Genomic DNA, 20,317 nt, shown 5'->3' with positions numbered 1-20,317 from the left:
CACGATTCAGGTGTCATTGACAGACAATTAAGAATGATTCTACAGCATTCCTGGTGCAGGCTGTCCATTCTCACCAATCATTATACCATTTCTCAATGGGCGCCAACAGTTGACAATTTGAAAGAATCTCCCGTTATGACTTTTAAAAGGTTTCAACTCAGGAAACCTTGATGGCGATTTTCTTACTGCTTGACTCAATCGATCAGAACCAGGGCATCATGAAGCTCATTCTGATCATCTGCTGCGCGGGGTAGTGGCGTGGAAGCCTGATCGCCGATCTCCTGGATGACGTTGCAAATTGCTGCTGTCGCATCGCCTGAATGCAGACCTTCCGTCAGTTTCTGACAGATTTGATCAAGGAAAGGCTGCCCGAGTTTGTCAATAACCGACTGGTCCGCAAGAGCGACTGCCCTGTGCTCGAACAGGGAGATGTAGATCAGGATGCCGGTTCCCCCTTCGGTGTGGTGTACGCGTTTGTCGAAGAAGATTTCGCGAGCCCGAGCGGCGACTTCATCCTGCATTTGTAGACGGGGTGTAAATAGTCGTCTGAGCCACCCGATCCGACTGCCGGCGATTGCCCCTAAAATGAATGCGATGGCAAGCAGGACCGCAGCGAGAAACATCTCAACGATCACGGGCATGCCCCCCCAGTCGCCTGCCTGACCACCATTGCGGGGGAAGAAAAACCAGAGACAAAGTGCGGTAATGATCGTCAGCCAGAGTCCGACAACGTCTTCCGGTCGATCGTAGCGCCCTGAGGAAGTGGCGATGACAGGCACGATTTCACAGGATGTCTGTTTTTCTGCAGCGACGACGGCCTGTTCTACCTGCTGCTGTTGCTCTTCATTTAAATAGTTGAATGCGCTTTGCATGAATTTAGTCTTTTCGTAAGACGGAGTTGCGAAGGGGAAAGAACTCAGAGATTACCAGGAGCCGGAAGCACCGCCACCGCCTGAAAAACCACCACCAAAGGAGCCACCGCCAAATCCTCCGCCTCCCCCACGATTATTGAGCATCTGGTATAGAATCGTGCCTATGACAGCGAATACGACTCCCCAGAACAGCCAGGCCCAGCCACTGGAGCCTCGGCGGATGAGAGAGACGACTGTGAAAATAACCAGACCAACGGCAACAGCGATGATAACATAGGTCCAGGGAGAAACTGGTTTAGTGGGCAACTCCAGCTTTCGCGCCATTTTATCGAGCGCTTCTACGCCCGCGAGAATCCCCTGGTCAAACTGTCCCTGTTTGAAATGGGGAATGATGTAATCATCCATGATCTGGCGACATTGCTCGTCTTCACGACGTCCCCAGCCAGCCCCCAGTTCGATGCGGGCTTTGCGATCATTTTTGGAAACGAGCAGCAGAATACCTGTGTTCCAGTCCTGGTCTCCCAGCTTCGCATGTCCGATCTGCCATTGGTTAAACAGGATCGTGGCGAAGGTCTCAATCCGCATGTCCGCACCGCCGTACTGGGCCATCGAATCGATGGTGACCACAATGATCGGGGTTGCCTTGTCGGTGAGTAGTTTATCGCAGAGCTCTTTGATCTTTTTGGTCGTGGTCTCATCGAGCATACCGGCGAGATCGCGAACGAATTCCCGATCTCCAGGCGGTTCCAAAGTCAGTTCCAGTGCCTGGACAGAGGAGAGCCTGCTGAAACCAGTTAGAATGAGGACCAGACAGAAAACGGCTGATTTGCTGTAAAGATGGTATTTCACATTATCTCGCTTGAAGTAGAGAGCGGGCAGAAGATATGTATCTAGAACGCATCACATTTTAGCATCGTGTCTCGCGTACTATTTTGTACTCGGTCAAAATGCCTCTGGAGATGCTACAGTAAAACTGGATACAGTCTGAATGCCAGTCTATGAATCTGAGCGGATAATTTCAATTCCACTTAAAGCCGCGGGGGTCAGTCTTGCTGATTCATTTTGCGGGACCAGTTCGAGCTGTAAATTCTCTTTAACGGGTACCCCTTCGAATTTGAGTGTCTGTGTGGACTTTGCTGTCTGAGGGTTAAAGTCTTTCTGAACCACTTGACCCTGCAGTTTGATCTCATAGAGCGGTGGTTCCTGCTGGTTGTTTAAAGAGACCGGTTCCAGTCCTGAGAAAGAGAGTTCCACGGTGTAAGTGGCTGGGGTATCGTCTTTCCCCAGTAGCGGGATTGTGCATTCCTTCAGCCCTTTGGCCCAGGAAGTATAGACCCAGCCCGGTTCGGCATTTTTGACAGGATGAGTGATTTCATTCAGACTGTCGTAGCCTCCCCCCTCGCTGAATTTGGGTTGGATATCAAATTTGAAGTCGAGTCCGGTTTCCCGACTTGGTTTGGGGCGGGGATAGGCCATCCAGACTGTCCCATGCGCGTCGCGGCGGTCACCGGGGGCACCCATGTTCAATGCCATATGCTGGACCGGAGTCTTGGGGCCGACAGAACTGAAGATGGTCCAGTGAGTTCGTTCTTCGCGCGGTTCCAGCACAATGGTCGAAGAGATTGAGAATAGACAGACGCAGCCTGCAGAGGATTCGGGAATCATTACCAGTCCGTTGGCAGGGATGGCATTGATCCAGCAGCCGGTACGATGGCCGGCAAAATGGCGGGTACCAGCATCTTTTTCCAGATCATAGAAACCGGTGTAGCCGGAGCGGAACATTAACAGGTTTTCTGAAGCGGAAAGCATGCCACAATGATGACCTTCCCGCATGATGCTCCAGGGGACTTCCTGTCCGGTCAGGGGATGTTTGCGTGTATGTTGAATGCCGGTGTAAAGATCGTAGGACCAGGGTTCTGCGATAATCTTGTCACCGACGACGATCGGGCGATGGCGATAGTTGGCATCTTTCTTCCAGAGCAGGGCGCCATCGCCGGCATTGAGAGCTACCAGGCGTCGGCGGGAAAAGTCACCGGCAATAAACTGTTTCCAGTAATGGCCGTTGGCGTTGGCTCCACAGAGCAGTAGCACGTTATTCTGGTACAGTAATGTCAGCTTGCCACCGCCGATCCCGATTTCACTGCAATCTGTCACGTCGACAGGTTTAGACCAGAGTTTTTTGCCGGTTTTGATATCGAGAGCGACAGCCAGCCGCAGGTCCTGTTTTTTGAGCCGATCTTCGGCGATTTCGCGTTCTTTGCCGGTCAGTTTTTCCAGATGTGATTTGTCCTGACGCAAAATTTCAGCGCGTTGCTCGCTGGTGATGGAACTGTCGATGAAGTAAGCCGCTTCCGGCCCGATGGCAATTGTGTGATGAGCGATGTTTTTGCCCTGATAGCTCCAGGCCGGTTTTCCGGTTTTGACATCGATGGCGAACAATGCATCGGTAGAATCTTCTGTTCTGCGGCCACGGCGAATCTGTCGGGCTTCGAGTTCTTTGCGTGTCGTGGCGGTCCCAAAGATCAAACCGTTCTGATACGCGAGATAACCCCATTCGTGTTTGCCATCATTGAGTTTTTCAGGCAAAGGGATTTTAGCAACAGTTTTCCCGGTAGCCGCATCGAGCTGGTAGCAGCTTTCTTTCATCATAAAGTACAGATTGTCATCGCTGGCAACCAGGTTACCCGGATTCTGGTTCTGGAACACGCCGGTACGAATTGCCTGTGGGTTTTCCCGTTCCCAGAGGAACAGACCATTGTAGGCATCAAACGCCATAATGGTGCTTTCACCCTGAATAAACAGACGACCGTTGATCGCGAGGGGGCCGACAGCGCCTTCATGGCGGTTGACCATCTTCTTTTCACCGGGATCGCCAAACCAGAGAACACCTAATCCGCCTCGAACAAGCTGGTCTTTACTGCTCGCGGTATTACCCGGATCGCCGTACTGATGGGACCAGCTGCCTGCGCCGGGTAAGGCACCCCGAACCAGTGTGGCGTAACCTTGCTGGTCCTTGATTTTGGAAGTTTCCGTGAGTCCAGTCTGTTTCAGCCAGTCCATCAGTTGTGGTTTTTCGGCCTTGTCAGCTTGAGAATCGGCGGGTACTCCCAGACAAATCGTTCCCCCCAGCGGTTTGACATGAGAGGCGATATCTTTGGGGATCCCCGGGATCTGGCCTGTTTTGAGCAGCGAATCTGAGACGACCAGGTTTGCAAAGTAACGCGAGTACGGGAGTGGAGAGAGTTCGGTCTGATGCACGGTCACACGATGGCCATAAAAACCGGCCTGGGAGAGCTTCTGCCGAGACGCTTCTGCTTTTTTTGTATCTGGTTCGATGCAGTAGATTTTCAGATTACTGTTACGGGCCAGTTCATAAGCGAGTCGGCCTTCTTCGCTACCCAGAACCAGACAGAATCCATCTTTAATGTTGGTGTGTGCTAGAATATCTTTGGCTGCCTGCTGATACACAGGAGTCATTTTATCTGCAGCGTAGGGTGAAGCTGCTGTCAGAGGATTGATCTGAGTAGCCGGTTGAGCAGACTTTGAACTTCCGTACCCAATGACTTCACCAGCCGAAGTGCTGACGACCAGTTGTCCATCGGAAACCGCCAGTCCGCGTGCCTGTCCTTTGACTTTTAATGTCTCCAGAAGTTTTCCCGTGGCTTCATCAAGTATTAATACCTGATCTTCACCACCCACAATGACTTTATCACCGGCCACAATCAGAGCATCACGGGCGGGGGCAGCAACTTCCCAGAGGACTCCTGCTTCAGCGAACGTTTTATTTTCTTCCTGCAGAGCTTTGATTTCAGCTCGTGCCTCTTCCGCTTTTTTCCCTTTCAGACTACGAAGTTTTCTTAGTAGCCCGTTAATGGTCATGTCATTTTTGTGAGCTTTCTGCGAACCCAGGGCGTGTTCACCCCGGTTGACTTTCAGGATCGAAGATCCTGTAGCGAGGTAAGCGAACTCTCCCTGGACCGCCATCTGCTGTCCGGTGATCCAGGCAAAACCGATATCACCTTCATCCTGTGTTAATGCCAGAATATGGTGTGCCCCCATGGAATAAATCTGACCATCTGCAAGCAGAGCCTGGGTTCCTCCCACGACTCCACCGGCAGTACTTCTCCAACTGTAAGACCGTTTGTGTTCTTCCTCGCCCGTTTTTTTGTTGAACGCAGCCGGCAGTGACCGCCCTGATGGGAAAAATAGAAACTCGTCATTGGCCAGAATGTATCCCTGGGGAGAGAGTTCATTGCGGCCGGCTGAGGTCTGGCTAAGATTATCAATTTTCCAGATGACGTTTCCGGTTTTCGCATCAACGGCGTAAAGATAGATATTTTCGTGAGGAAAGATGCCAGCACCAAAGTAGGCGATCCCTTCATCGACCAGAACATTTGTCCGGACAGGCCAGCGCGAGACCATTTCCCCGCGGGCAATAATCATTTCTTCGTTAAGACCAGCGCGTAGCTTCCAGACTTCTTTTCCCGTTTTTGCGTCCAGACAATATACGAATCCATCATCGGAACCGAAATAGATGCGAGAGTGACTGATCGTGGGGGAGAGCCGGATTGGCCCGCCCGTAAAATAGGACCAGAGAACCTTACCCGATTTCAGATCGACACAGCGCATCAGATGATCGACGGAGGAGCCGAAGTAAGCACGACCATCGGCGATCGCGACCTGGAGCGCATCATCAAAATCAACACGTGATTCCAGATCGTGGCCTTCAATGACACGCTCTCCCGGATCAGTCTGACCGGTTTTTGGCGTACTGGGAGCGACGTATTTCCAGGCTGGAGCGAGCGGTAGCGAAATCGTATCAGTTGTGGACCCCGCACGTTCTCGGTCTGCGAGATAAGTATTCCAGTCTTTTGCCTGTATCTGCTGGGAGAACAGTGCACTGATAATGGTCAGACAGAGAAACAGCAGGGCGGGAAAAGCGAGGCGATGTTTCACTTAAAGATCCTTGGATGGTTGGTGGTGATCGAACTTACCGTGGGGGGTAAACGGGTCAAAATCTCAAGTCAACATATAGAAGTCTGTTTATGCTATTGAGTATAGCCGGTTTGGACCGGGAATCGCAAGTAGTTGCAGAAAACAGAGTCACTGAATTGCAATGTTTCGGTATTGGCTCTATTTTGGGGATCATTGTTAGCATCATAAGAGGCTTCTGTGAAACTTTGATGTCAAGCAGGATTACGTTAATAATGCTGGTCGGCACATAGAGCCAATCCATTTAGACTGTGTTCAGATTAACTGTCGCGTCTCCAGGGCTGTTTGGCCCGAGTATATTAGATTGAGAGACGCTATACTTAAATATGATGCGCTCTAGAATGTGCCTGGAACGCTCTACCCGGTTTTAGCCAGTTCGAGCATAACAAAGGATATCAGGATGAATACGAGAGTGTTTCTTTCTCTGGCGGGATTATGTCTGTTAACAGGATGTCCCAGTACAAGTACTCCCCCCGCTGATCCAGAGAAGACGGCTTCATCAGCGACCAGTGAACAGGCTCCTGAAACTGAAAAACAGCAGGCAGCATTCGAGCCAGATTCGCCGGAAGCGGTGAAAGCGTTTAAGGATCTGGATGCCAAGCTGGGGATGTCCAGTAATGGTCGCGTTCAGATTCTGGACCTGAAGGGGACCAATGCGAAAGATGAGGATCTCAAGCATCTGGCAGGTCTGCCTTCGCTGGAGCGGCTGATTCTCTGGGGGCCTCAATTCACCGACGTTGCCACAGAGGAGATTGGCAAAAAAAAGAAACTGTGGTTTCTGAGTCTGGAAAGTACCGCTGTCGGAGATGAGGGAGTTAAGAATCTGTCGGACTTGAAAGATCTGCAGGTGCTTTCACTTCGTGCAACGAACATTACTAATGACGCATTGAAGGTGGTCGCTGGGTTCCCGGAGCTCAAAGATCTGGATCTGCGTTTTAATAAAGAGATCAACGATGAGGGAATGCCTCATATTAAAGGGATGAAAAACCTGAAAGTGCTCAAAGTCCAGGCGACGCAGGTTACGGATGATGGAATGAAAGATATTGCTGCCCTTCCGAATCTGCAGCGTTTGAATACCTGGGGAAGAAATATTTCCGATACGACTCTGAAATTGTTGAAAGATAAAAATCTGGTTTCACTGGAACTGGATGATACGGAAATCTCTGATGAAGGGATGAAGTATTTAAAGGACATGACAAACATGGAAGCCCTGCATCTGCGGCGGGACTTTGTCGGCAATCCCGGAATTGAAAATATCCAGAACATGAAAAAACTCCAGACACTTCACCTGCGGGACACGGTGGTTACCGATGAAGGCATGAAGTATCTGTCAGGACTGACCGATCTGACTTATCTGGACCTGGATGAATCGATGATTGGTGATCAGGGACTGGAACAGATCAAGAATCTGAAGAAACTGACCCGACTTGGATTATGGGGCACGGAAACGACGGATGAAGGGTTGAAGATCATTTCCGGTTTCACGGAACTGAACCGCCTGAATCTGGAAGGGACACCGATCACTGACGAGGGACTGAATCATTTATTGCCCCTCAATAAACTGGAATATCTGAATTTGAGTAAAACGGATATTACCGATGATGGTTTAAAGAAACTGGCTGCTTTGAAAAACCTGAAAGAACTTCAATTGAGTTTTTCTCAGGTTACCGATGACGGAGTCAAACAATTCGAGGCTGCCGTCCCCGGATGTAAAGTAAAGCGATAAAGACTGGTAAGGACTGATGAATCAGGATGCGAAAACACGCTCACAGCGAGCGGTCCGCCAGTTGCTGGAAAGCTGGCAGCGGTCTGGGGTGACGTATTTGAGGCAGATGGAACCTGTTTCTCAAATGTCTGCTGATGTGCCATCAGTCGTAGAAGCTCCTCAGGAAAAGCCTGTGCAAACTGTTGCGCCCAGAGCTTCGTTCCCCCCGCAATCAATCGTACCGCCGCCTCAATCAACTGAAACTCCAGAGGAGCCGACCCTGGAGTCGGATCAAGCTCGAAAGGAAATGAGTGTGCCCCGAACGACTAAATCGAAAATGAACAAGGGTGATCGTCAGGCAGAACTGGAGATCATCGCTTCGCAGGTCTCCCAGTGCACGAAATGCCCGGAACTGGCTGAGACACGAACTCAAACCGTGTTTGGCGTAGGAAACCCCCGGGCAAAAATCATGTTTATCGGCGAAGCCCCGGGAGCAGATGAGGATAAACAGGGAGAACCATTTGTAGGCCGGGCTGGAAAGCTGCTGGACAAAATTATCGAAGCGTGTCAGCTGAAACGCAGCGATATTTATATCGCGAATATCCTGCGGTGTCGTCCGCCGGGAAACCGTAACCCTTCGGATCTTGAAGCATCCAACTGTCGTGGGTTTCTGGACGCACAGATTGAAATTGTAGACCCGGATTATATTGTCTGCTGGGGGTCTGTGGCGGCAAAGAACTTATTACACTCAGATCTTCCTATCGGGAAAATGCGGGGAGACTTCTACGAATATGGGCGGGCGAAAGTCGTGTGTACTTATCATCCCTCCTACCTGCTGCGGAATCCTTCCGCGAAGAAGAATGTCTGGGAAGATATGATCTACCTGTTTGCCGACATGGGCATTGATTTGAAAACCCAGGACTGATCAATCTGCGGACCGTTATTTGTCGGAACTGGAGTTCAACTGTAGTCGATTCACAGGTGTTCTGTAGGGAGGTAAATGCGGCGGGTTGATTGTTGCTGAGGCTGAGTGAATTACCTCTTTCTCCGACGTATTCTGTTCTGATCTTTGTTCGGGATCTTCTATCGCATCGAGTGTCAGTATCGCACGAAACAGGTCACGGCAGCTTAATTTTCCTACCAGGAGACCATGTTCAGTGACAGCCATACAGCTGTTTCGACGATCTCGAAACAGAGGGGCAAGCTGGAGTGCATCATCTTCCGGCGAGAGCGATTCAATCTGGACATACATCAGAGAATCAATGGGCGCCTCGAGGTGATAATGTGTCAGGCGGTATTTGAGAAGATCATATTCGGGGACTACACCGACCAGCCGTCGCTGCTGGTCTATTACATAGATTTCTGAGGCTTCTCCCTGCACCATCTGTTCTGCAGCTGCCTGAAGTGTCGTTCCCAGACATACACTAACCGGATTAACGGTCATCAAATCGCGAACTCGTACCCGCATCGTGACTCCCCTGATCAACTTTCGTTTTGTTCAAAGTGAACAATAACGAATCACTAAAGAGACGGATGAACCACTTTTATCTAACAGTAAGATAAAAGAACTGGCCCGCTGGAGAACTCAACTGCGGATCAGGTGAAAACGTAATCCACTCTTGAGTCTCTACTGAGAGAATAAGTTGCCCGCAGACAACATGATGCCTTTATTCAACAGAAACTAATGAAAATGTGAGTATTCTAATTGTAGAGAGACAGGTCATACAGATTGTAACGGTTGCATTTTCTCTACTGCTACTACGTTTCTTTTGTAGTCGAAGCAGCAATAGAATCTACGGGAAACTTCCAGAAATGAAGAATATCTTCTGCGACCCGCGCGACAACCTTCGGACCTGTAGTCGCTTCAATGTGTCCCAGGGCATGGTGAGTAATTTGTGCGTTCCATTGCTCTGCCAGTGCCTCAATTCGGAATGAAGGAACAAACCGGTCATAGTCGGCTGCGTGCAGAAAAATGGCTGAGCCAGGCAACTGTGAATTCCAGTGTGGGACTCTCAGTGGCTGGCAAATCTGTTCGAGTTGCTGTTCACTCAGGTCAGACTCGCGAACGCCGCGTCGGATGGCATTCACGACTGTGCCGCCTTCATCAAGAATATGAAAGAGGTCTACAGGAGGAGTGATCGCCATCACAAACTGGAGCTGTTCTATTAAAAGCGATGCCGTCAAAGTCATCCAGGCTCCATGGCTGATACCCATCAGGCCGACCTGGTGACCCTGTGATTGCAGATGTCGAATCAGGCTCCAGAGATCAAGAATGCCCTGGCGGGCTACGGACAGTTGATGTTCCAGATTCCCTCCTGCAATTAACTGGCCGGGACGGTATCCCGGGGGAGTTCTTCTATAATTAAAAGGACTGTCCAGCATGACGACATCAATTCCATGCGGAGTGAGCCGCTGTGCGAGACTGTTAAAGCTGCGTACGCCCAGTTGAACAATGCCGTCGATTCCAATCACTGTGCAACGGGAACCTGAATTCACGGCAGACGGGGATTCCGTTGATTTCCAGTGGCGCCCTTTAACGAGATCATTTTCAGGAAAGCCCGTTTGCATCGAACTGAGAAACTGAAAGTCTTGCACCTCGGCCGCGGGAAATATTGTCTGCGAGGGGGGATGAAGTTGAGACAGGTATTCTAAAGCCGCTGCTTCAGGGACTGGAGAAAAAAAAGATGACAGCTCACCACTCATCAGGTCAGGTGATTCCTGCCCGGCAGTCGAAATGATCAGGGGTTGCTTTTTATAATAGAAAAACCTGTGTAACAGGTAGAAGCCTGTGATTTCATCCAGGCAGGTCGACCAGAGTTTACGAATCATGGATTTCACTGAATCTGTCGATCCTGAATTATTCTGGTTTCTGTTTCAGGGCTTCCTGAATTGCGGTTTCAATATCCTCTTGAGTAAACAGCTTGTCCGGGTCAGCGAAGGAAAACTTTTTGATCAGCTTGCCCGTTCGGTCATAAATCCGATAATGCGGCAGTGCCCCGCCATCAATGCCAAAGGTGTCTATCGGATCCTGGTCGTCTGCAGCAGTCGCGAGAATATTTGTAAATTGTGCGTCTTCTTTTTCCAGAAACTTGAGGACTGCTTTCTGAGTATCTTCATCCGACTCATCCATCGAGACTGAAATCACGCTGAGACCCTGGTCGGCATATTTCTGACTCCATTCGACGGTGTGATGAAAATTCTTGACACAGGGGACACACCAGGTGGCCCAGAAATCGACCAGGACGACTTTGCCATTTTGTTTCGCCAGTATTTCCTTAAAACCTTCTGCATCGCTTAAGGTCAGGGTGATGTCAACCGTTTTCTCCGGTTTGATCTCAGCAGATGTGCTTTCAGGTTGTGTCTCAGGTTGGGAAGTATCTGTCGGCTCATTTGAAGAACAACTCCAGCAGATGATTCCGAGGAGCAGCACGCTGAGTGTGTGAGAACCGGTTCTGGTAATATGATGAAATCTGGACTGGCAGTCTGGCATGATTCGTCCCTGAAAATGAGAAGGAGTGTTGATTTACCTGAGTTAATTTTAAACAAAAATCAGAAATGAACATAGTGTGAAGCCTGTGAACTTCTGTAAGATTATGATTCCATTATGATTTCAACATTTCAGACGAAAGCAGGCATCTCAGATGGGCAGCCAAAAGAAAAAAATACTGATTCAGCTACTCGTCTTCGGTCTGGTGTGCACTGGAATCGGGAATTTCAGCCGAGCCGAAACGCCATCAATTGCCTTTAAGATTGATCGCCTGGAAGACACGATGCTACAGGAAGTAGCAGAAGGTGATTTTCGAATCATGGTCGCAGGCGAACCCCTGGAACGTTTAACGGGAGCCGAATTTACTGCCCTGCGCGAGCAGGAACTGAAACTGCAAAACCAGAAACCCGGCGATGCAGAAATGGAACGCAAACTGATTGCCTTATTAATCGCGATGGCGCGAATTGCGGATGAACCCACGCTGATTTACCTGCATGAACTGTTTGAATCTTATCCGGAGCGGAGAGATGATGTCGCAGAGGCCATCAGCTGGTATGCTGAAGAAAACCAGCGTCGGGACGCCGACTGGCGGATTCTGGTTCGATCGCTGAATGTCATTGAGGGTGATCAGGCGAAAGCAGTCATGCGTGCGCTGACACGTTTTCGTCGTCGCTCTAATAAAGCACAGTGGATCAGACAGCTGATTCTGGTCGGGTTGGAACAGGATCCAGAGGGGCAACAGATCGCTGCCAGCCTGTTAACTCATTGGACGGGGCAGACATTCAAATCGGAAAATGATGCAGCATACCCGAGCATGCAGCATTGGCAGAAATGGTTTACATCAAAATATCCAGATGAGCTTCCCGCAGTTCTGCCGATCGAGGCGGACGACAGTCGCTGGAAATACAATGAGCTACTGGCAGTATTACAGCGGCAGACTAAAGACACGCTCGATTTAAAACTCGGTGCGCAGGCGTTTGTAAAAGCAACCTGTATCAAATGCCATCGCTTCGGGGAGTTAGGAGAAAAGGTTGGTCCTGATTTGACCTATGTCAGTCGTCGCTTCCAGCAGAAAGAGGTTCTGCAGGCTACTATGTTTCCTTCCCATTTCGTTTCGGAAGAATATCCCACGTTTACGATTGTAACTAAATCAGGTAAGACCTTTACTGGAATGATGGGGGCCGCGGGAGCAGATGAGATCATGCTACTGACGGAAGCTGGTAAGCGGGTGATGATCAACAAGCAGGAGGTAGATGAAATCGTGCCTTCTAAAAAATCTGCAATGCCGGATGGCTTACTGAATCTGCTTTCAAAGGGCGAAGCGATCCAGTTGATCAAGTACCTGGGGACCTTGCCTGCAGGGGCTTCAGATAAATATCGTCATAAACTCCCTTAGGCAATCGATCGCATTACATGACAGGTGCGAATAATCGACACAGATTTTGCAACAAGATCGTGGGTTTGCTCCGTTTGTCCCAGTCAGTGTGTGTGATCTTGATCGCGTTCAGAAAATCCTGTTCGATGGATTCCCTCAGACGCTGGGCAAATTTTCGATCATAAAGCGCCAGTCCCACTTCAAAGTTCAGGATTAAGCTTCGGAAGTCAAAGTTAGGGGTGCCGACCAGAGACCAGCTGTCATCAATCGTCAGGGTTTTCGAGTGCAGAATCCCTTTGGTGTATTCAAAAATCTCGACACCCGCATCCAGTAGCGAGTCATAGTACGAACGACCTGCGTGTACCGTTGCCGGATTGGCTGACTTACTGGAAAGCAGGAGCCTTACATGCACTCCGCGGCGCGCTGCCGACTCCAGTGCAGTAGTCAGGGATTCGGGGGGGACAAAATAAGATGTGGTCAGGACGATACTGTGTCGTGCTTCATTGATGGCTGCAAACATCAGAGTTAAAAAGACATCGGCATTCTTTTCCGGACCTGAAAGTAAAGTCTGGGCAGTCACCGTACCTGTCGGGTCCGGGTGGGGGTAATATTTCTGCTGAGTTAATGCTTCGCCGGTTGCAAAAAACCAGTCTTCAGCGAACACCTGTTGAAGTTGTAGCGTTTCCGGACCTTCAATCTTGAGATGGGTATCTCTCCAGAATCCCAGATCCTGATTTAACCCCAGATATTCATCGCCGATATTCATTCCGCCCGTGAACGCCATTTTTCCATCAACAATGACGATTTTACGGTGGTTTCTCAGGTTAATCGACCAGCGTTCGCGAAAGGAGGCACCGGGAAGAAACGGGGCAATCTGGATGCCTGCTTCCCGCATCGGTTTAAAAAAAAGTTTACCTAATCCAAAGGACCCCAGTCCATCATACAGAAAACGGACTTCCACTCCCGCGCGGGCTTTTTCAATCAGCAGATCGCGGAGTAGCGTTCCGGACTGGTCGGGTTGCCAGATATAATATTCCAGATGTAAAGAGTGCTCGGCAGTTAAAATTGCCTGTTTGATCAAGCCCAGAGTTCGATTGGTATCGGTTAACAGCTCCACATGATTACCAAATGTGGGAACGGTATGCCCGATATTTTGAGCCAGTCGCATCAGATTCTGGTTTAAAGGCAGATAGTCTTCACTGGAGAGCAGTTGGTTCTGGACGATTTGAGGAAGTTTGGGAGCGAGAGACTGATTGGCTTTCTCTTTGGAGAGAGACCGCCTTTGAACTCGATTGATACCGAAGAACAGGTATGTGATTCCCCCCAGTCCAGGCAGAAGAATAATGGTTAAAATCCACGAAACCGTAGAAACCGGATGACGGTTCTTTTTTAAAAGGATGCTGGGGATTAAAGCCAGGGTAATCAGGTAGCCACAGAGCGATAAGGCAGCAGTAATCCAATCCATTAAACTTTCTCTTCGGCGCTTTAGAGCAGAATGCTGTGTAAGTCGGATGCGGTTGATGTCGGATTATGCAGTAATCTGATTAGTTCTCATACCTCGTTCCCGTGCAGTTCGTTTAAAATTATGAGAATTCCGGGAACCGAAGGCAAATTCATTTCGTCAAACAGACGTAACGTATTATGATCCCGTCTGATATTCAAAACTGAATCCCATCTAAATATACAGGTTTCACCATGTTTTTGCTCAAAACTCTTCGCAGTGTTTCTGCTATGCTATTTTTACTCTTGTTGACGACCCTGGGCGTTTACCTTTTTGCAGATGAGAAAAGTATGACTGAATCGCGTTCCCTGGCTCAAACCTATCAAAAACAGGGAAATTATCGAGATGCCTGGCAAATCTATCAGAAACTGGCTGTCCAGCCCGGAAATTCTGAAACGGGAGTCGTTCATGATTTACAGAATGGGATTGAGTGCCTGCAACATTTAAACAGGGTTAGTGAGTTGGATGAATACCGCGAAAGTGTCTTAAAAGTTCATGCAGAACAGCCCCTGGTATTATGGAAGCTCGCTGAGAGTTATCTTCACGGTCCTCATTACGGATACATACTCGATGGCAAATTCATTCGAGGCCATCAGCGAGGCGGAGGTCGTTATTTCAATACTCATGAGCAGGATCGAGTGACAGCCCTTAATTTGATGAATCAGGCCATTGAGCAAATCAAGAACCAGAATGATTCTGAGCTGGCTTCCAATATTTATTTTCATGCTGCTGCATACTATCTGTCCGGTCGTGAGGGGCAGAATGCCTGGAAACTGCAGATTCTGACAGACCTGAATACGCCCCCTGATTTTGAAGGTGTTGGCTCGGAACCGGGGCGTTTCTTTCGAGGCGGTCCCAGTGGGGGACCAGAGGGAGCACCCGTTGATAATGCCGGAGATCCTGTCTATTACCGGGTTCCCACTTCATTTGAGACAGCGAAAAATGATGGGGAACGCTGGCGGTGGATGCTTGATCAATCCATGAAACAAAAGCCAGAGAGAAAGGCAGAGGTGATTCTGCAGATTGCTGATTTTAATCGCAGCCAGTTTGGGGTGCAGACACTGCAGAACTATATGCCTTATTTCTTCGGACCGAAAAATGATGAGGATTCTCAGGACGAAGAGCAGGTCAATCCCTTCTCGCTGGAGAGCCTGAAGGAAACAGAATCACTGACTCGTCTGGCGACAGGCATTCAGCGGATCAACCTGCCGGATGACCTTAATTATATCCGCCTGTACCAGCAGGTCGTCGAACTGGGGAAAAGCAGTTGGGGGGAAAACGCGTTAGGTCAGTTAGCCAGTATATTCGAGAATCGTCGCCAATATCCCCAGGCGGCAAAGTACATTCAGCAGAGTATTCAGGAATATGGTGACCCCCATCAGCATAAACGGCAGCACTTGAATCAGATTGTGGGGAACTGGGGACAGTTTGCCCCGAATCCTTCACAGGTCGCCGGGCAGGGGGCCCAGGTTGATTATCGGTTTCGCAATGGACAGCGTGTGGAGTTTGAAGCATATCAGATTCATGTGGAAAAATTGCTGTCGGATGTTAAAAACCATCTCAAATCACATCCCGAACAACTGGACTGGAATCAGATCAATATTTCGAACATCGGATATCGGCTGGTTCACGAACAGCAGAAAAAATATTTGGGGGCTCTGGTCTCACGCTGGGGGCTGGACCTGAAACCCTTATCCGGGCATCGCGATCAGCACGTCACGGTAACAACACCGCTGCAGAATGCAGGCGCGTACCTGCTGGTTGCCAAAATGCAAGATGGAAATACCAGCCGCATTATTGTCTGGCTGGATGATACTGCCATCATTCACAAAAGAATGTCAGACAAGACGTATTATTACGTTGCTGATGCTCGAAGTGGTAAACCAGTGGCTGGTGCGAATCTCGAGTTCTTCGGCTATCGACATACGCGGGTCGGGCGGAACCAGCAACAGACGCAGACCGTTAATTTCGCAGAACGAACAGACGAAAACGGTCAGGCATTTCCTTCAGAATCCCAGTTGGAGAAAAACTACCAATGGATCACGATCGCCCGCACAGCAGAGGGACGGTTTGCCTATACCGGTTTTGACCGTTTCTGGTATTCGCATCAATCTGACCAGAGTTTGGACGCTGTCAAAATTTACGGAATCACGGATCGTCCCGTGTATCGCCCCGATCAGAAAGTGAACTATAAATTCTGGGTGCGAAATGTAGGTTATGATTTAACGAAAGCAGAGGACTCTGAATTTGCAAACCATAATGTGAACCTGAAACTGATTGGGACAAATAACAAAACGGTTTTCCAGAAAACATTGAAGACAGACGAATATGGTGGCTGTCAGGGAGACTGGAGCATACCGGCAGATGCAGACCTGGGCGTTTATTATTTACAGCTCACTGTTGACACTCGTGCGCAGGCAGGCAGGAACCGACGACCTCAAGTTTCTTCTCAGATTTCATTCCGCGTGGAAGAGTACAAAAAACCGGAATTCGAAGTGCTCGTTGAGGCTCCGGAAGAACCTGTGGCTCTGGGGGATGTCGTTACGGCAAAAATTAAAGCGAAATATTATTTCGGTAGCCCGGTGGTGAATGGGCAGGTCAAATACAAGGTGACCCGTACCGCATACGATCAACGCTGGTATCCCGTGGATCACTGGGACTGGTTGTATGGTTCCGGTTACTGGTGGTTCACCGGAGATTACACCTGGTATCCGGGTTGGGGCAAATGGGGATGCGTTGCGCCCGGACCGTGGTGGATTCATCGTCCTACACCACCGCCGGAAGTTGTGCTTTCCAATACCGTGGAGATTGGCTCAGACGGGGAAGTTGAAATTAAAATCGATACCGCCCTGGCGAAAGCAATTCATGGGGATCAGGATCATAAATACGAAATCACTGCGGAAGTCGTCGATGAGTCACGGAGAACGATTGTCGGGCAGGGTTCGGTGCTGGTTTCGCGTAAGCCTTTCAAAGTCTTTGCCTGGATGAATAGAGGCTACTATCAGGTGGGCGATACAATGACCGCATCGTTTAAGGCCCAGACACTGGATTCCAAGCCAGTCAGCGGTAAGGGCAAAGTGGTACTGTACCGCATTTCCTATAATGATCAGGGAGAACCAAAAGAGACTGCCGTTCAGGAGTGGGAAATGAATCCAACGGAAGACGGTACAGCCAGCCAGAAGATCGCGGCGACTCAGGCAGGACAGTACCGTGTCTCTTATACGGTGACTGACAGACAAGGGAATCAGATCGAAGGGGGGAGCCTGTTTTCCATCCGTGGCGCAGGATTTGATGGCAGGGAATACCGTTTCAACGATCTGGAACTCGTCGTCGAGAAAAAACATTACCAGCCAGGCGAAAAGGTACGGCTGTTAATCAATACGAATCAACCGGGCAGTACGGTCCTGTTGTTTGTTCGACCGGTCAACGGAATATATTCCAAACCGGAAGTCCTTAAACTGGCAGGTAAGAGTACGGTCTATGAGTTGGATATCGCGAAGAATGATATGCCCAACTTCTTTGTCGAAGCGGTCACGATTCATCAGGGGGACGTACATACGATTGCGAAAGAAATTGCGGTTCCACCGGAACAGCGAGTGGTGAATCTGGATGTTGAGCCTTCCGAAACAGAGTACAAGCCGGGTGAAGAAGCCACCGTCAAACTGAAAGTAACCGACGTGGATGGAAAACCCGTACCCGGCTCACTGGTAGTCAGCGTGTATGACAAGAGTGTGGAGTATATCAGTGGTGGTTCCAATGTGAGCGATATCAAATCGTTTTTCTGGAAGTGGAAACGCTCTCATCATCCTGCCACAGCCGACAGTCTGAGTCGATATTTTCATAATTTGTTACGTCCCCAGGAAGTGGGGATGCAGGTGATTGGTGCCTTTGGGAATCTGATCATCGAATCAGAGTCGCAGTACCCGAATTATGCAGCCGTAGGGGCAGGCTTCGGTGGAGGCGCTATGCGAAAGTCCAGGGCCATGGACGGGATGGCAATGGAAGGTGCGGCAATGCCGATGGCTGCGAAATCAATGGCGGCGGATGCAGCCGCACCTGCAATTTCCTCTGCGGTCGTTGAGCCTGTCGTGCGTCAGAATTTCGCTGATACCGCGTATTGGAACGCAGCGATCACAGCGGATGCCGAAGGTCTGGCGGAAGTCTCGTTTAAAATGCCCGAAAACCTGACCAGCTGGAAAATTCGCAGCTGGGCGATGGGAGAGGGAGCACGCGTCGGTGATGGAGAACAACTGGTTGTCACGCGCAAAAATCTGATATTGCGATTGCAGGCACCTCGCTTCTTTACAGAGACCGATGAGGTCGTGTTGAGTGCGAACGTGCATAATTATCTGAAGACCTCCAAAGAGGTGAAAGTCGTACTGGAACTGGACGGAGATACTCTGGAACCTTTAGACGCTGTTGCTCAGACAGTCACGATTGACGCCAACGGCGAACAACGGATCGACTGGCGTGTGAAAGCGGTTCGTCCCGGGTTTGCTGTGATTCGGATGAAAGCATTAACCGATGAAGAGTCGGATGCGATGCAGATGACGTTCCCGGTCAAAGTGCATGGCATTCTGAAAACCGAGTCTTTCACCGGCATGATTCGCCGTGATGCAGATCAGGCACAGATCAGTTTTCAGGTTCCCGATCAACGCAAAGCAGAATTGAGCCGTCTGGAACTCTTCTACTCACCCTCACTGGCAGGAGCAATGGTTGACGCACTGCCTTACCTGGTCTATTCACCCCATAAGACAACCGACTGCACACTCTATCGTTTTCTGCCAACGGTGATGACACAGAATATTCTCAAACGGATGGGTTTAAATCTGAAAGAAATTGAGGAAAAACGGACGAATCTGAACGCCCAGGAGATTGGCGATGACCAGAAACGTGCCGAACAGTGGAAGCGCTATGATCAAAATCCGGTCTTCAGTCAGTCGAAAGTGGAGCAGCTGGTCAAGCAGGGGGTTGCTGATTTAACCAGTATGCAGTTGTCTGATGGAGGCTGGGGCTGGTTTTCCGGCTGGCAGGAACGTTCTTCCCCCTACTTCACCGCACGTATCGTTCAAGGGCTGGCTCTGGCAAAACAGAATGACGTTGCGCTGGTCCCTGGCACTCTGGAACGGGGAGTTGAATGGTTGAAAACCTATCAGCAGAAAGAACTGCAGAAACTGCTGAATGCTGCGTCGAAGAAAAAACCGTATAAAACCACGGCTTCCAACCTGGATGCATATGTATTTCTTGTGCTGGTCAATCAGGGAGTTGCCGATCAGAAAATGTATGATTTCCTGTATCGGGATCGGACCAAACTCTCGGTTTATGCTCTGGGAATGTTAGGACTGGCATCGCATGAACTGAAAAATCAGGATCGTCTGGCGATGATCATGAATAACATGGATCAATACCTGGTTCAGGATGCGGAAAATCAGACTGCTTATCTCAATCTGCCTCAAAGTAATTACTGGTGGCACTGGTACGGCAGTGAAGTCGAAGCCAATGCGTACTACTTGAAACTGCTTTCAAAAGCAGATCCTCAGAACCCCAAGGCGGCTCAACTCGTCAAGTATCTGTTGAACAATCGCAAACATGCGACTTACTGGAGTTCCGTCTCCGATACTGCGATCGCCATTGAAGCATTAGCAGAATACTGGTCAGCCAGCGGTGAGAATCAACCGGACCTGACGCTGGATATTTTTCTGGATGGGAAGAAACAGAAAACGGTTCAGATTAACGCGGAGAATCTATTTACCTTCGATAATAAATTCGTGTTGGAAGGGGAAGCACTGACGTCAGGCGCCCATCGTCTGGAGATTCGCAAACAGGGGAGCGGACCTTTGTACTATAATGCGTACGTGACGAACTTTACGAAGGAAGATTTCATCACGGCGACGGGACTGGAAATCAAAGTGCAGCGGAAGTATTACCGGCTGATTCTAGAAGAAGCTGCCATTAAAACCTCGGGGTCGAAAGGTCAGGCCGTGGATCAACGGGTTGAAAAATACCGCCGTGAGGCAATTGATTATGAAACAGAACTGACCAGCGGAGACCTGATTGAGGTAGAGCTCATTTTCGAGAGCAAAAACGATTACGAGTACCTGGTCTTCGAAGATTTCCGGCCGGCGGGTCTGGAAGCGGTCGAGCTGAGCAGTGGCTATTCCCGGAACGGCCTGGGGGCTTATCAGGAGTTTCGTGATGACCGGGTGGTAAATTACCTGCGACAGTTACCGCGTGGGAAGCATAGCCTGAGCTATCGACTGCGGGCAGAAATTCCCGGTCGTTTCAGTGGATTGCCCACGCAGGGATATGGAATGTATGCTCCGGAACTGAAAGCCAATTCCGATGAAATCAAACTGAAAATCAAGGATTAATACTCAACACCATT

Annotated in this window: 11 protein-coding genes; 4 read left to right on the top strand and 7 right to left on the bottom strand. The window is 49.7% G+C overall.

Features of this window, described 5'->3' with window-relative positions; translation table 11 throughout:
• Positions 1-194 precede the first annotated feature (194 nt).
• The 3 genes from ACN0YH_RS03035 to ACN0YH_RS03025 form a co-directional block, all read right to left on the bottom strand.
• Positions 195-872, bottom strand: a complete 678-nt coding sequence (locus ACN0YH_RS03035; RefSeq protein ID WP_417378066.1) for a TPM domain-containing protein — start codon at positions 870-872, stop codon at positions 195-197.
• A 51-nt stretch (positions 873-923) separates the two neighbouring features.
• Positions 924-1,721 carry a TPM domain-containing protein gene (locus ACN0YH_RS03030; RefSeq protein ID WP_417378065.1) on the bottom strand — a complete coding sequence of 266 codons (798 nt, stop codon included), beginning with the start codon at positions 1,719-1,721 and terminating at the stop codon, positions 924-926.
• Between the two features lie 147 nt (positions 1,722-1,868).
• The gene (locus tag ACN0YH_RS03025) at positions 1,869-5,828 is read right to left on the bottom strand and encodes a PQQ-binding-like beta-propeller repeat protein (RefSeq protein ID WP_417378064.1); all 3,960 of its coding nucleotides are present in this window, start codon (positions 5,826-5,828) and stop codon (positions 1,869-1,871) included.
• A gap of 436 nt (positions 5,829-6,264) precedes the next feature.
• Here ACN0YH_RS03025 and ACN0YH_RS03020 point away from each other — a divergent pair, with 436 nt between their 5' ends.
• Both ACN0YH_RS03020 and ACN0YH_RS03015 read left to right on the top strand, forming a co-directional pair.
• On the top strand, positions 6,265-7,590 hold the full coding sequence (locus tag ACN0YH_RS03020; protein ID WP_417378063.1) for a leucine-rich repeat domain-containing protein: 1,326 nt from the start codon (positions 6,265-6,267) through the stop codon (positions 7,588-7,590).
• Positions 7,591-7,606: 16 nt separating this feature from the next.
• Positions 7,607-8,494, top strand: coding sequence for a uracil-DNA glycosylase (locus ACN0YH_RS03015; RefSeq protein WP_417378062.1), 888 nt, complete (start codon positions 7,607-7,609; stop codon positions 8,492-8,494).
• A gap of 15 nt (positions 8,495-8,509) precedes the next feature.
• Here ACN0YH_RS03015 and ACN0YH_RS03010 read toward each other — a convergent pair whose 3' ends face one another.
• The 3 genes from ACN0YH_RS03010 to ACN0YH_RS03000 form a co-directional block, all read right to left on the bottom strand.
• On the bottom strand, positions 8,510-9,037 hold the full coding sequence (locus ACN0YH_RS03010; protein WP_417378061.1) for an HPP family protein: 528 nt from the start codon (positions 9,035-9,037) through the stop codon (positions 8,510-8,512).
• Between the two features lie 290 nt (positions 9,038-9,327).
• Positions 9,328-10,407: an alpha/beta hydrolase family protein gene (locus ACN0YH_RS03005; RefSeq protein WP_417378060.1), complete on the bottom strand. Its 1,080-nt coding sequence runs from the start codon at positions 10,405-10,407 to the stop codon at positions 9,328-9,330.
• Between the two features lie 19 nt (positions 10,408-10,426).
• On the bottom strand, positions 10,427-11,059 hold the full coding sequence (locus ACN0YH_RS03000) for a redoxin family protein (RefSeq protein ID WP_417378059.1): 633 nt from the start codon (positions 11,057-11,059) through the stop codon (positions 10,427-10,429).
• A gap of 151 nt (positions 11,060-11,210) precedes the next feature.
• Between ACN0YH_RS03000 and ACN0YH_RS02995 the strand changes: the two genes are divergently transcribed.
• Positions 11,211-12,452: a hypothetical protein gene (locus tag ACN0YH_RS02995; RefSeq protein ID WP_417378058.1), complete on the top strand. Its 1,242-nt coding sequence runs from the start codon at positions 11,211-11,213 to the stop codon at positions 12,450-12,452.
• A gap of 13 nt (positions 12,453-12,465) precedes the next feature.
• On the opposite strand, the gene cls is transcribed toward ACN0YH_RS02995, so the two are convergent.
• The gene (cls, locus tag ACN0YH_RS02990) at positions 12,466-13,896 is read right to left on the bottom strand and encodes a cardiolipin synthase (RefSeq protein WP_417378057.1); all 1,431 of its coding nucleotides are present in this window, start codon (positions 13,894-13,896) and stop codon (positions 12,466-12,468) included.
• 326 nt (positions 13,897-14,222) lie between these two features.
• Between cls and ACN0YH_RS02985 the strand changes: the two genes are divergently transcribed.
• A complete protein-coding gene (locus ACN0YH_RS02985; RefSeq protein ID WP_417378056.1) occupies positions 14,223-20,303 on the top strand; it encodes an alpha-2-macroglobulin family protein in 6,081 nt (2,026 codons plus the stop codon).
• Positions 20,304-20,317: the final 14 nt, after the last annotated feature.

It is taken from the genome of Gimesia sp. (assembly GCF_048262075.1).
Lineage (GTDB): Bacteria > Planctomycetota > Planctomycetia > Planctomycetales > Planctomycetaceae > Gimesia.
This window is presented reverse-complemented; position numbering and strand designations above follow the sequence as displayed.